The organism is Methanimicrococcus hacksteinii, assembly GCF_032714515.1.
Lineage (GTDB): Archaea > Halobacteriota > Methanosarcinia > Methanosarcinales > Methanosarcinaceae > Methanimicrococcus > Methanimicrococcus hacksteinii.
Map to the genome: position 1 here is coordinate 82,700 of NZ_JAWDKC010000015.1, position 12,805 is coordinate 95,504.

Sequence of the window (12,805 nt, forward strand, 5' to 3'; positions counted from 1 at the left end):
CATTCATATGAAAGTTCCAATAATTAGTATTACTTTTGACCTGAATTAATCATACTCAAATGAAACGGTTGGATTTATGAACGAAATTTCAAGCATGGTTATCTCTCACAAAAAAGCAACGGTTGCCGAAATGGAATGTGCGTGGCCGCTCACGACAGAAGAGATGCTCGAAAAATTGTATGAAAGCGATCTCGTTTATGAATGCGTTATTTTAAAAACGTGCAACCGCGCGGAAGTTTATGTTGTTTCCGAAAAGGGAAGCAGCGTTTTATTCAATTTTACGAAAGCGATCGGCGTTGAAACACGAATCGTTGATTTTTATGACCATGAAGAGTCTTTGGATCATTTGCTTCGCTTGTCCTGCGGTCTGGAATCCATGATTATGGGCGAAGATCAGATTCTCGGACAAATCCGGGACGCTTATAATTTGGCGGTCAAAAAGAAGACAATCGGCCGCATTTTGGACACCGCGTTTACAAAAGCGATTCAAGTCGGCAGACGCGCCCGAACGGAAACCAAAATCAATGAAGGATCGGTTTCAATCGGCTCGGCGGCGGTCGAGCTGGCGGAAGACACGCTCGGCGGCCTGGACGGCAAGTCCATCATGGTTGTCGGTGTCGGTGAGATTGGCGTTTTGGTCGCGCGTGCGCTGGCGGACAAGAATCTGGAAGGCATTTACATTTCCAACCGAACGCACCAAAAAGCGCAAGAACTTGCTTACGAGCTGGGCGGCGAGGCGATTTTGTTTGACGACATCATGAAGTATTTGGAGACGGCCGACGTCGTCATCAGCGCAACCGGCGCGCCGCATTATGTGATTACGAAGAAGATTGTCGAAGAAGCGCTGCCGAAAAGAGGCGGAAAGCCGCTTTTCATGGTCGATATCGCCAATCCGAGAGACATTGAAGAGTCGGCGGATGAGCTGGATGGCGTAACGCTCTGCAATATTGATAATCTGCGCGTTGTCAGCGAAAAAACGCTTAAAATGCGCAATGAAGAAGCGAAAAAGGTTTTGGAAATTATCCGTGAAGAACTGATTCTTCTCGGGAAACAGTACAAGCGCCAAAGAGCAGATGACATCATTGCCGCGTTGTACCGAAATGTCTATGACATCCGCGAAGAAGAAAAGCAGAAGGCGGTCAACAAATTCCGCGTGAAGCACACAATCGGCGAATTTGAAGAAACGATTTTGGAGAATTTAACGCACAGTATCGCCAATCAGATTTTGGCGGAACCGACGAAAATTCTCAGAAATGCCGCGGAATATGACGACGATGAGCTTTTAGAAGCCGTGGCACGCGTTTTTAACATCAAGCGCGAAGATGAAAACGAATAATGATTTTATTTTATGTTTAATCCCCGATTTTCATTCAATTTTAGTTTTATATTCTTTTAATATTCAATTTTAGTTTTATAATCGGTTTTAACATTCAATTTTAATTTTATATTTAATTCCAATTTTAATTTTTCATGATTTTTCAGGTTTTATTTGATTCTTTGACTTCATTTGATTCTTTAGTTGACTCTTTAGGTCTCATTGATTTTCGAAATATTAAAGAAATTGAATATCTAAACAAATGAAACTATCAAAAATAATTTCGATTCCGTTGAGAAAAGCATATATAGTAAATATGAAAGTCTAAAAGAAAACAATTCAATGATAATTCAATTATCTGAATTAATTGTAGTTTCAGAGGCATAATATGGAGAAAATGAAAGATATTCTCGGTGAACCGATGGATTTGGTGATCGTCTCATTAAATGATGAAGATGAATACGGTATCTGTATTGTTTCGGTTCGTGATGATGATCCCATTTATCAAATAAAAATGTTCCAAAATCCCCTGGATTTGGATGATAAAAGCCTGACGAAGGCTTTGGAAGACTTGGAAGATTATTCAAAAATCTTTACCGAAGAATCCAACGATATTTATGAAATTTTGAATGTCCACCGCGACTTTTGGCTTCATCCGGAAGTGACATCCGATGAATGCGACAAATTGCCGGTGACAGTTGTTTCAAGCTGGTCCGAACTTGAAGAAATAATCCGCAAAGGCAAAGGCATTAAAGGCTTATTCAACTATTTTGCTTTGGACGACAATTGAATTCATTTCATTCAATTTTTTCTTTTTCAACTTATTAATTTTGTTTTCATTTTTTCTTTTCCGGTTATTTATTTCGGGTTTATCCCGTCTTCTTTTTTTGCGGAATGCGAAGTTATTTTATAGTGCCGAATCGTATTTCATTTTCGCATCGTAAAGATTTATTAAAACCGCCGGAGTGATGAAATGTTCCCGCAAATCCGAATGAGACGCTTAAGATACGGAAAATTAAAAGATATGGTTCGTGAAAACAACCTGACTGTTAATGATTTGATTTATCCTTTTTTCGTGGATGAAACGGCTTCCGAGGAAGTCGATGTCGCATCCATGCCGGGTGTTTCACGCTGGCCGCCGGCGCTGGCCGTAGAAGCTGCCCGCGAAGCGTATGATCTCGGCATTCCAGCGGTTCTGATTTTCGGCATTCCAAAGACAAAAGACGCGCTCGGCACTTCTTCTTACGGTGACGACGATGTTGTTCAAAAAGCGGTCCGCGCGATTAAAGCGGAATTCGGAAACGATTTGATTGTCATTACAGATCTTTGCATGTGCGAATATACCGACCACGGCCACTGCGGAATCGTGAATTTTGAAACGCACGATGTTGTCAATGATTTGACGCTTCCGGTTCTCGGAAAGATTGCGGTGAGCCACGCGGCGGCGGGCGCGGATATTGTCGCGCCGTCGGGCATGATGGACGGCATGATTGAAGCAATCCGGTTTGCGCTGGATGAAAACGGTTTTGAAAATACGCCGATTATGTCTTATTCTTCCAAATACGCGTCCGTCTTTTACGGGCCGTTCAGAGATGCGGCAGACTCCGGTTTCTGTTTCGGCGACCGCTCCGAATATCAGATGGATCCGGCAAACGGCGACGAAGCAATTCGTGAAACGGAACTCGATGTCTTGGAAGGCGCCGACATTTTAATGGTGAAGCCGGGAATGCCTTACTTGGATATTGTTTACAGAATCAAGCAGGAATTTAAAATGCCGCTTGCAGTTTATCAGGTGAGCGGAGAATATGCAATGATTAAAGCCGCCGCCGAAAAGGGATGGCTGGATGAAGAAAAATGTTTCTACGAAGCATGCCTTTCGATGAAAAGGGCAGGCGCCGATATGATTATTACTTATTACGCGAAGGAACTCGCAAAAATGATAAAGGATAAAGCGTGAGCGAAAATCGAAAAAACAAAAACAGTAAATGGGAAAAAAGAAAATAAATGGTGGCAGCATGAATTTTGATAAATCCGAAAACTTATACAACGAAGCAAAAACACTTATCCCGGGAGGCGTCAGCAGTCCCGTCCGCGCGATTAAGCCGTTTCCGTTTTACACCGCTTCCGCAAACGGTTCTAAAATTTACGATGAAGACGGAAACGCATTCATTGATTATTGTATGGCTTACGGGCCGATGATTTTGGGACACAATCCGCCGGCAATCCGGCAGGCCATTGAAAATCAGTTGGATAAGGGCTGGCTTTACGGAACGCCGAGCGCACTTGAAGTGGAGATGGCGACTCGGATTGCCGATTTGTATCCGTCGATTGACATGATGCGTTTTGTGTCAAGCGGCTCGGAAGCGACGATGAGCGCGCTTCGATTGGCACGCGGATTTACGAAAAAGAATAAGATTATTAAAATCGAAGGCGGTTTTCACGGCGCGCACGACGCGGTTTTGGTGAAGGCCGGCTCCGGCGCGACAACGCACGGGGAGCCGAATTCTCCGGGAATTCCGGCAAGCGTGACGGAACACACGCTTCAGGTCGCTTATAATGATATTGAGCAAATGACCGACGTCATTGAAAAGAATAAAAATGATTTGGCGGCCGTGATTTTGGAGCCGGTTATGGGAAATGTCGGTCCGGTTCTGCCAAAGGACGGTTATCTTCAGGAAGTCCGCAAGCTGACGGCGGAAAATGACGTTTTATTGATTTTTGATGAAGTGATTACGGGCTTCAGACTTGCACCCGGCGGCGCTTCTGAATATTTCGGCATCAAGCCGGATTTGACGACGCTCGGAAAAATTGCCGGCGGCGGCATGCCGATCGGAATTTTCGGCGGCCGAAAAGACATTATGGAAATGATTTCACCCAACGGCCCGGTTTATCAGGCGGGAACGTTCAGCGGGAGCCCGTGTTCGATGTCTGCCGGAATTGCGGTTTTGGACTATTTGAAGGAAAATAAAGTTCAGGAAACTTTGAACAAACGCGGGGATGCTTTCAGAAAGATGCTTTCGGATGTCGTGTCCGACAAGAAACCGGATTACTCTGTCGGCGGATTGTCGTCGCTCTTTGTGATTTTCTTCGGCGGAAAGCCGATGAATTATCAGGACGTTTTGAAATGCGATGCTGCGAAATACATGGAATTCTTCCATAAAATGCTGAACTCGGGCGTTTTTTTGCCGCCGTCGCAGTTTGAGACGAATTTCATTTCGCTTGCGCACACCGACGAAGATTTCAGCAAAACGGCTGAGGCTGTTGAGAAAAACTTAGTTTAATAAATTTAAATTTTGATTTTTTGAAAATTATTTAAATTTGAGCTTAACAATTGAGAGGGAAAAATGGAACATTTTATCAAATGTCCGGCGTGTTGTATGACGAACGTGGAGCCGACGCAAATCGGCAGAGGCGCAGGAGACAAATATCTCTGCGCTGATTGCCGTCACGGTTTTACGGTTGAATACAAAAAAACGCCGCAGAATATTGTTGAGCAGTATTGGAAAAGAGGGGCGATCGCCGCAATTATATTGCTGTAGATCGGGGTTTTGGCTTGGTTCTTCTTTTTGAGATGAACATTTAAGCAAAAGCTCAATTAAATAATAAAAACATCAGTAAAACTAAAAACACCAGTAAAACTAAAAACATCAGTAAAACTAAAAACACGGGAAAATAAATGATGATTATCGGAACAAGAGGAAGCCGGCTTGCGTTGGTTCAAACAAGAAAAGTCGCCGCGCTTTTAAAAGAAAAAGGCTTTGAGACGGAAGAGCAGATTATCAAAACCGACGGCGACCGTTTCACGGACCGTCCGCTCTATCAGGTTTCAACCGGCGTCGGCGCGTTCGTCCGCGAACTCGATGATGCGATGATTGCAGACGGTATTGAAATTGCCGTTCATTCCATGAAAGATCTGCCGACAGTCCGCCCGCCCGAGTTGATTACGGCGGCAGTTCTCTCGCGCGATTCGCCTTATGATGTTTTGCTCACAAAAGACGGCTTAACGATTGATGAGCTTCCGAAAAACGCCGTCATCGGCACAAGTTCCATGCGCCGCCGCGCTCAGCTCATGCGCTACCGATCGGATTTGGAAATTGCGGAGCTGCGCGGAAACATTGACACGCGCCTGCGAAAGCTGGACGAAGGGCAGTATGACGGCATCATTTTGGCCGAAGCGGGTTTGGAACGTATGGGCTGGGACGATATGGTCCGCACCCGATTGCCCATTGATGATTTTATCCCGTCGCCGAATCAGGGGACGGTTGCGGTTGCCGCGCTTGCGGGAACGCCGGCAGTGGACGCGGTTGCGCTTTTGAATGATGAAAAATCTCAAATCGAAACAAGAATTGAAAGAATTGTTGTGACGGATTTGGAAGGCGGCTGCACGACGCCGATCGGCGCTTACGCAAAGTTTGAGTCCGGCGGCAAAAAAATCCGCGTGCGCGCGGAAGTTCTTTCCTGCGACGGCACAAAAAGCATCCGCGTGGATGAGAAAATTTCGGCCGACAATTGGGAAGAAGAAGCGGAAAAGCTCGGCAAATTTTTGGCCGATTCCGGCGGCAAAATGCTTGCAGAAGATGCGATCTGCTACATTCAGGAATTGAAAAACCAAAAGGAACAAGCTGAATAAAGAGTGAGAATTCATTCAAGAAATGAATGAAATAAAAAATAAAACGAATAACAATAATAAAGCTAATAAAAATTAATAAAAGGAATCAGGGAAAATTATGGTTTATTTAGCAGCCGGCGTTCCGCTCAAAAATCCGACAATTTTAGCGGCCGGCATTCTCGGAACGACCGGCGCTTCCATGGCGCGCGTGATTCAAAACGGCGCCGGCGGCGTTGTCACAAAATCCATCGGCCCGGTTCCGGTTTACGGACATGCCAATCCGTCCATGATTACGCTGAACGCAAACGGCGGCAGCGGCGAAGTTTACGGTTATTTAAATGCGATGGGACTTCCGAATCCTTCTTATGACGAATTCCGGCAGGAAATCGAGTTTGTCAAAAATAATTCTGTCGCCGGCGCAAATGGCAGCGCAAACGGTAATGCAAATGGTAATGCACCTGTCATTGCCAGTATTTTTGGCGGCGACGCAAAAGATTTTGTTGCGGTTGCGGAGGGGCTGATGCCGTCCAAACCGGATGCTTTTGAATTGAATGTCAGCTGTCCGCACGCCAAGGGGTACGGGGCGGACATCGGAAGCGCGCCCTGCCAGGTGGAAGAGGTGACGGCGGCTGTGAAAAACGCGGTTGATGTTCCGGTTTGGGTGAAGCTGACGCCGAATGTCGCAAACATTAAAGAAATCGGCCTTGCGGCACAGGCCGGGGGCGCGGACGCGGTTGTTGCTATCAATACGGTTCGCGGAATGGCGATTGACATTCATTCGGGCTGGCCCGTTCTCGGAAACAGATCCGGCGGCATGTCAGGCCCGGCGGTGAAACCGGTTGCGGTCAAATGTGTTTATGATTTGTATGAAGCGCTTGAGATTCCGGTGGTCGGGGTCGGCGGTGTTTCTTGTTATGAAGATATGATTGAAATGATGATGGCCGGCGCATCCGCGGTTCAAATCGGATCGGCGGTTTATGAGAATGATCAAATTTTTGCGGATGTTTGGCGCGGCGCACAGCAGTTTATGAAAGAAAACGGATATGCTTTTGACGAGCTCATCGGCATGGCGCACAGGAGGAAGTAAAATGGCGGGCGGACACGGAAACGAAACCGGAAATGAAGTCGGAGCCGGATTAAACGGAGTCGGATTAAACGGAGCCGGTTCAAACGGCAGCGAATCAGTCTGCAAATGTCATTCCGGCGGCTATCCGGTGAATGCAAAAATCATCGAAGTGATCGATGAAACAAATACCGGCAAGAGAACGCTTCTTTTTGATCGGGAATTTGAAAATATGCGGCCCGGCAATTTTTGTATGATCTGGATTCGCGGCGTTGATGAAATTCCGCTCGGCTGCGCTTACAAGAACGGCGTCACGTTTCAAACGGTGGGTCCCGCGACAAACGCGCTTTTCGATTTGAAAGCGGGGGACAGCGTCGGTCTGAGAGGGCCGCTCGGCAGTCCGTTTACGCTTCCGGCGTCAGGGGAAAATGTTTTGATTATCGCCGGCGGCATCGGGGCGGCACCGCTCGGTCCGCTTGCCGAAAAATCAAAGGAAATCGGCGCGGACGTGACAATTATTCTCGGCGCGAGAAGCGAGTCCGATTTGATTTTTGAAGAGCGTTTCGGCAAAACGGGAGATGTCATGCTCACAACCGATGACGGCACAAAAGGCCGAAAAGGGTTTGTGACCGACGTTTTGGCGGAGCTCGATTTGGAAAAGTTTGACCGGATTTATGTTTGCGGTCCCGAAATGATGATGAAGTTCGTCATGAAAATTTTAATTGAAAAAGATGCGCTCCAAAAAGCCGAATTTTCGATGGAACGCTACTTCAAATGCGGAATCGGCGTTTGCGGCGCCTGCTGCATTGACACGCTCGGCGTCCGCGTCTGCAAGGACGGTCCGGTTTTCAAGGCGGAAATGCTTTTGGAGTCGGAATTCGGAAAGTATCACCGCGACGCCTCCGGAAAACGCATTCCTTATTGATTTTCGGGTTTGGCGCGGCAGCGTTGCGTGCGCGTGTGTGGCCGGGATCAATTCAGATTTTTTTCAAAAAACGGATTGTTTTCTTTAATTTTTCTTTTTTTGAAAAATTTCTTCAAAAATTCGTAATTTAGAGTGGGATTTTTTGTATTCGTTTCAAACGTTTACTCTCTTTTTTTAAATTTTTCTTTTTTTGAAAAACTTTTTCGAAATTCGTAATTTAGAGCGGGATTTTTTGTATTTGTTTCAAACGTTTACTCTCTTTTTTTAAATTTTTCTTTTTTTGAAAAATTTCTTTGAAATTCGTAATTTAGAGCGGGATTTTTTGTATTTGTTTCGAACGTTTACTATTTTTTCTTTTAATTTTTCTTTTTTTGAAAAACCTCTCCAAATTCCGATTTCGTTCGCCGCTTCGCGTCGCCCGAAATTCGTAATTTGGAGTGGGGTTTGCTGTATTTGTTTTGAACCGAAACATCGTTTTTTCGAATTTTCGGCAAACCCGAACTCCCGATAAACCCTGAAAAAACAATATCTTAAGAGCAGCTCAAGCAAAAAACGGAGTTCAAATTTTTGAAAATTGAGAAAAACGGATGTTTCAGCTCTTGAAAAATTATTGAAAAACAAAAACAACCACCTCCAACGACGAGTTTCGTGAGCGTCAGCAAGCGTTAGGAGGAGTTGGAGATTCGTCCCGCGAATTCAACGAAAAATGAAAAACGGTGGGAATAGGCCTGAAAAAATGTATTGCATTTTCTTTTAAATTTTCTTTTTTTTGAAAACCTCTCCAAATTCCGATTTCGTATCACTGCTTCGCGTCGCCCGAAATTCGTAATTTGGAGTAGGGTTTGCTGTATTTGTTTTGAACCGAAACATCGTTTTTTCGAATTTCCGGCAAACCCGAACTCCCGATAAAACCTGAAAAACAACAACATCTTGAGCAGTTCAAGCAAAAAACGGAGTTCAAATTTTTGAAAATTGAGAAAAAATGATTTTTCTCTTTTCAATTCATTTTCGTTATCCTTCGCCCTGCAATCTGTACACATATTTTCGAACAACGCTTCTCGGAAGGAAACGTTCGGCAAAAACCAAAACTTTGTTTCCGAAACCTTGGACGGCGACGACTTTTCCTTTCATCAGCGCCTGATACGCAAATGCTGCAACTTCTTCGGCGGCTGCATTTTTCATGGAATTGAAGAGTTTTTCCGTTCCGGGGCCGGCGGCTTCTTCAAATCCGGATTTCGTCGGGCCGGGGCAAACGGCGGTAACGGTTACGCCTTTTCCTTTCAATTCCGTCGCCAGCGCTTCTGAAAAGGAAAGGACGAACGCTTTGGACGCGTAATAAACAGACATGTACGGGCCGGGCGCAAATGCGGCGACCGATGCAATATTCAGGATTCTGCCGTTTTCCCGAAGAAGCATTTTCGGCAGGAGTAATCGGGTTAATTGGGTTAATGCAAGAATGTTGACTTGAATCATATCGTGCTGTTTATTCCAATCCGCTTCGTCATAACGGCCGTAATCGCCGAAACCGGCGTTGTTGACAAGAATATCAATCTGAAGATCGTCAAGTTCGATTAAATCAAAAATCTCTTTGGCGGCGTCATTTTGAGTCAAATCTTTGGCGATGATGCCGACAAAGATGTCGTATTCGTTTTCCAATTCCATTTTAAATGCTGCCAGCTTCTCTTCATTTCGAGCCGTCAGAATCAAATCATATCCGTTTTTTGCAAAAATTTTGGATAATTCACGGCCGATACCGCCGGTTGCGCCTGTTATAAGTGCTGTTTGCTTCATTGTTTGTCTCCGTTTTGCCGTCGCGTCCGCGCGCGAACGAAGCGGTTTGTAAAAATTAAAATTTGATTTTAAATTGACTTTAAATTTGACTTTAAATTTTAAATTTGATTTTAAGTTTTAAAATTTGATTTTAAATTTTATTTAATATTGAACAATACAATATATGAAGCAAATTTTATAAAATTATTCATTAGTCGTTTTCTCGAAGTTCAAATGCCAGCTTTCGAACGCTTTCGGCGATTTGCCATTCGCCCGCGCCCCAATGAACGATAACGCCCTTCTGCCCGTTGATTTGAATCATTTTTCCCGAATTTTCGGATTTGCAGCACCGCATGATAAACGGCTTTTCGGGTTTGGTCAGGTCTGACCGCATCGGACACATATCGATAAATTCGTATTTCAAATTCGGATAAATCGTTTCAACAATCTTTTTGGACGTGTCGCAGCCGACCAAAGTCCAGCCGTCTTCGGTTTCGTCAATCCGGTCAGAATCCAAAAATTTTCCCGCCAAACCGGAAGAATGACAAGGGTAAATGGTTTTATCACTTTGATAAACGGAGAGGTCCGCGATTTTTTCCGTCAAAGAAATCTGAAGGTCGCCGAAAAGATTGGCGGCGTCCATTCGCTTGATGCAGTTCGCAAGCCACGCAGGTTCCGGAGGAACAACGTCGATGACTTCAATTTCCAAAATTTCCGAAAGATCGGGATCCTTGACGAATGTCAAATGCCGGTCAATGCCCGTGAAAACAACCGTAGTCGCCTGTTTTCGGGACGCCTGTTTCCGCGTTTCATTTTCGGCGCCGATTAATTTTGAAGCGGTTTGAATTAAAAAAGTCCGGTTTTTGATGTTCATCATTTCTTCACAGACGATAATTTCATCGGCGCCCGCAATCAATTTTGAACCCGAAGGCTTTCGGATAAATCCGTCGCCTTCGTTTCCGACTTCATACAAATTGTAGCCTTCGGCTGTCTTTTCAAGAATGTATTCCGATAAAAAATAGATTCTTTTTTGCTCGTCGGAAGTCGTTTTGCCGGCCTCCGCCCACCCGATTGTTTTGTACTCTTTCGGAAAAATCATTGAAAATTCCTCTTCTCTAAGATGAAAAGAGACTATAAAAAGATTACAGAAACCGACGAAATCGGAAAGTCTTAAAGAAATGAAAAAAATCTCAAAGAAAAAAAGACAAAAGTAAAAAACAAAAAAATACGCGAAATGAAAGGAAGAAACAAAAGGAAAAACGAAAAGAGAAATGAAAGGAGAAATGAAAGGAGAAATGAAAGGAGAAATGAAAGGAGAAATGAAAGGAGAAATGAAAGGAGAAATGAAAGGAGAAATGAAAGGAGAAATGAAAGAAATGATCGGAAAAAATGAAAAGGAAAAACTCTGCTCAAAAAGAGCAGAGCCGAGTGTAAACTTTTTTCGGATCAGACAACATCTTCCATGCCGGATTCGTCTTTAATGGACGGGTCCAGTTCTTTAAGCATGTAAGCGCCGTAAAGATATCCGAGCGGGATGGTAATCACGAAAATGGAAATAATCCAAACAATGATGATCGTTAAAAGAGTCATGATGATGTTGGATTTTCCGATGCGGAAACTTTCTTTTAAAGCGTAGAAGAAACCTTCTCCGGGCGTCATCACGTAAACGTAAATCGTGAAGAAGAAGAAAATTTCAACAAGAAGCATCAGAATGAAAGTTAAAACACCTGCAATCGCTGCGGCGGCGGAAGCGCTTGCCAAAGAAACCGCGCCGGCAATTAATCCGACGAGAACGCCGACAATAAGGCTGACGACTGCGATAACGACGGCATAAACCAAAACGTAAATCAAACTTCTGACAAAAGCTTTGCCGGATTTGAAACCGTAGAACAGGTCGCCGATTTTGACATCCTTGCTGCGCGTTCCTTTAATCGCCATATAATACATACCGTACATCAGCGGCGCGGAAATGAAATAACCGATCAGGACCGTCAGAATCATGATCACGAAAGATGTGCCGAACTTCATGTTTATAAGCGCTTCATAAACTGCGAGAATATCACCGCCGAAGCCGATAAAGTAAACAACGGCCGAAATAATCAGGAAAAGAATAATACCGACGAGATACGCGACAATGTTGTGAATATAAGATTGGAAGGCTTTTTTCAAGCCGTCGAATAAAAGACCGAATTCCATAGTGAACACCTGTGAATTGTTTTTTGTTGGGGGATATTTAATTTATTGTTTAATTAACGATTACTGATATTGATTTTTCAACTTGATTTTTATTCAATTTGATTTTTATTTTAATTTGATTTTTGTTTTAATTTGATTTTTGTTTTATTAATTATGTAATCATCAATTTATTTACAAATTTGTAAGTAAATATTTTTATATAAATGGGTTTCCAAAAAAAATTCAGAGCCTGAAAAACAGACTCTGAATCGGTTTTCGTAAATAATGTTTTATAATTACTGAGCGGATGCGTCTTTCAGACCCGGGTTCAGTTCCTTCAAAACACTTGCTGCGAACAACATACCGAGCGGTGCTGTGATCACAAGGATTGAAATGATGGAGGCGAGGATGATGGTAATCAAAACAGTCAAGATGTTTGATTTGCCGACACCGATACTTTCCTTCATTGCGTAAATGATGTTTTCGGAAGGTGTCATCACGTAAATGTACAAAGAGTAGTACACGAAAATTTCAATGATGTATGTGATGATCAAAATCAATAAGGACATCAAGGATGCAACGGCTGCACTGCCTGTGGCTGCGGAAATTGCGCCGCCGATGAAGCCGAGAATAAAACCGATGATGACGATGATCAAGATGTAAACAATAAAGCCGATCCAGCTTCTGATAAACATGCTGACGGAAGAGAAACCGTAGAAAATATCTTTGATTTCAACTTTCTCGCCGCGAAGGCCTTTGAGGACCATATAGTACATGCCATACATTAACGGTGCGGCTGTAACGATCAAAATTGATCCGATGATCATGATAATTAAGCCGACAATATAGGCAACAATGTTGCCGATAAATGCATCCCATCCTTTTTTAAGGCTGGATGTAATAACATCGAAATCCATAATTATGACTCCTAAAATTTTTTACAAATTT

Annotated in this window: 13 protein-coding genes; 9 read left to right on the forward strand and 4 right to left on the reverse strand. The window is 43.8% G+C overall.

All coding sequences use genetic code 11. From position 1 onward, the window contains the following. The first annotated feature begins 76 nt into the window (after positions 1-76). From hemA to MmiAt1_RS04825, 8 genes are all read left to right on the forward strand, one after another. Positions 77-1,336: a glutamyl-tRNA reductase gene (hemA, locus tag MmiAt1_RS04790; protein ID WP_318785754.1), complete on the forward strand. Its 1,260-nt coding sequence runs from the start codon at positions 77-79 to the stop codon at positions 1,334-1,336. A 367-nt stretch (positions 1,337-1,703) separates the two neighbouring features. Continuing rightward, on the forward strand, positions 1,704-2,105 hold the full coding sequence (locus tag MmiAt1_RS04795; protein WP_318785755.1) for a hypothetical protein: 402 nt from the start codon (positions 1,704-1,706) through the stop codon (positions 2,103-2,105). A gap of 183 nt (positions 2,106-2,288) precedes the next feature. Further along, positions 2,289-3,272 carry a porphobilinogen synthase gene (gene hemB, locus MmiAt1_RS04800; RefSeq protein ID WP_318785756.1) on the forward strand — a complete coding sequence of 328 codons (984 nt, stop codon included), beginning with the start codon at positions 2,289-2,291 and terminating at the stop codon, positions 3,270-3,272. 58 nt (positions 3,273-3,330) lie between these two features. Continuing rightward, a complete protein-coding gene (gene hemL / locus MmiAt1_RS04805; RefSeq protein WP_318785757.1) occupies positions 3,331-4,596 on the forward strand; it encodes a glutamate-1-semialdehyde 2,1-aminomutase in 1,266 nt (421 codons plus the stop codon). A gap of 96 nt (positions 4,597-4,692) precedes the next feature. Next, complete coding sequence (locus MmiAt1_RS04810) at positions 4,693-4,854, forward strand: hypothetical protein (protein WP_318785758.1); 162 nt, start codon at positions 4,693-4,695, stop codon at positions 4,852-4,854. Between the two features lie 140 nt (positions 4,855-4,994). Then, entirely contained in the window at positions 4,995-5,945 is a 951-nt protein-coding gene (hemC, locus tag MmiAt1_RS04815) for a hydroxymethylbilane synthase (RefSeq protein WP_318785804.1), read from the forward strand. Positions 5,946-6,042: 97 nt separating this feature from the next. Then, positions 6,043-7,011, forward strand: a complete 969-nt coding sequence (locus MmiAt1_RS04820) for a dihydroorotate dehydrogenase (RefSeq protein ID WP_318785759.1) — start codon at positions 6,043-6,045, stop codon at positions 7,009-7,011. Between the two features lies 1 nt (position 7,012). Beyond that, positions 7,013-7,912 (forward strand): dihydroorotate dehydrogenase electron transfer subunit, encoded by a 900-nt coding sequence (locus MmiAt1_RS04825; protein WP_318785760.1) that lies wholly within the window; start codon positions 7,013-7,015, stop codon positions 7,910-7,912. A gap of 1,011 nt (positions 7,913-8,923) precedes the next feature. On the opposite strand, the gene MmiAt1_RS04830 is transcribed toward MmiAt1_RS04825, so the two are convergent. Then, positions 8,924-9,703 (reverse strand): SDR family NAD(P)-dependent oxidoreductase, encoded by a 780-nt coding sequence (locus MmiAt1_RS04830; protein ID WP_318785761.1) that lies wholly within the window; start codon positions 9,701-9,703, stop codon positions 8,924-8,926. 190 nt (positions 9,704-9,893) lie between these two features. Further along, positions 9,894-10,781, reverse strand: coding sequence for a DUF7714 family protein (locus tag MmiAt1_RS04835; protein ID WP_318785762.1), 888 nt, complete (start codon positions 10,779-10,781; stop codon positions 9,894-9,896). 172 nt (positions 10,782-10,953) lie between these two features. On the opposite strand from MmiAt1_RS04835, the gene MmiAt1_RS04840 reads away from it, so the two are divergent. Continuing rightward, positions 10,954-11,163 carry a hypothetical protein gene (locus MmiAt1_RS04840; protein WP_318785763.1) on the forward strand — a complete coding sequence of 70 codons (210 nt, stop codon included), beginning with the start codon at positions 10,954-10,956 and terminating at the stop codon, positions 11,161-11,163. Here MmiAt1_RS04840 and MmiAt1_RS04845 read toward each other — a convergent pair. Both MmiAt1_RS04845 and MmiAt1_RS04850 read right to left on the reverse strand, forming a co-directional pair. After that, the gene (locus MmiAt1_RS04845; RefSeq protein WP_318785764.1) at positions 11,129-11,878 is read right to left on the reverse strand and encodes a hypothetical protein; all 750 of its coding nucleotides are present in this window, start codon (positions 11,876-11,878) and stop codon (positions 11,129-11,131) included. The two genes, MmiAt1_RS04840 and MmiAt1_RS04845, sit on opposite strands and share 35 nt — an antisense overlap. A 275-nt stretch (positions 11,879-12,153) precedes the next feature. Then, a complete protein-coding gene (locus MmiAt1_RS04850) occupies positions 12,154-12,774 on the reverse strand; it encodes a hypothetical protein (protein ID WP_318785765.1) in 621 nt (206 codons plus the stop codon). Positions 12,775-12,805 lie beyond the last annotated feature (31 nt).

Excerpts from the sequence above, each read along its gene's own strand:
- hemA (WP_318785754.1), top strand. The coding sequence starts at position 77 with ATGAACGAAATTTCAAGCATGGTTATCTCTCACAAAAAAGCAACGGTT.
- MmiAt1_RS04795 (WP_318785755.1), top strand. The coding sequence starts at position 1,704 with ATGGAGAAAATGAAAGATATTCTCGGTGAACCGATGGATTTGGTGATC.
- hemB (WP_318785756.1), top strand. The coding sequence starts at position 2,289 with ATGTTCCCGCAAATCCGAATGAGACGCTTAAGATACGGAAAATTAAAA.
- hemL (WP_318785757.1), top strand. The coding sequence starts at position 3,331 with ATGAATTTTGATAAATCCGAAAACTTATACAACGAAGCAAAAACACTT.
- MmiAt1_RS04810 (WP_318785758.1), top strand. The coding sequence starts at position 4,693 with ATGACGAACGTGGAGCCGACGCAAATCGGCAGAGGCGCAGGAGACAAA.
- hemC (WP_318785804.1), top strand. The coding sequence starts at position 4,995 with ATGATTATCGGAACAAGAGGAAGCCGGCTTGCGTTGGTTCAAACAAGA.
- MmiAt1_RS04820 (WP_318785759.1), top strand. The coding sequence starts at position 6,043 with ATGGTTTATTTAGCAGCCGGCGTTCCGCTCAAAAATCCGACAATTTTA.
- MmiAt1_RS04825 (WP_318785760.1), top strand. The coding sequence starts at position 7,013 with ATGGCGGGCGGACACGGAAACGAAACCGGAAATGAAGTCGGAGCCGGA.
- MmiAt1_RS04830 (WP_318785761.1), bottom strand. The coding sequence starts at position 9,703 with ATGAAGCAAACAGCACTTATAACAGGCGCAACCGGCGGTATCGGCCGT.
- MmiAt1_RS04835 (WP_318785762.1), bottom strand. The coding sequence starts at position 10,781 with ATGATTTTTCCGAAAGAGTACAAAACAATCGGGTGGGCGGAGGCCGGC.
- MmiAt1_RS04840 (WP_318785763.1), top strand. The coding sequence starts at position 10,954 with ATGAAAGGAGAAATGAAAGGAGAAATGAAAGGAGAAATGAAAGGAGAA.
- MmiAt1_RS04845 (WP_318785764.1), bottom strand. The coding sequence starts at position 11,878 with ATGGAATTCGGTCTTTTATTCGACGGCTTGAAAAAAGCCTTCCAATCT.
- MmiAt1_RS04850 (WP_318785765.1), bottom strand. The coding sequence starts at position 12,774 with ATGGATTTCGATGTTATTACATCCAGCCTTAAAAAAGGATGGGATGCA.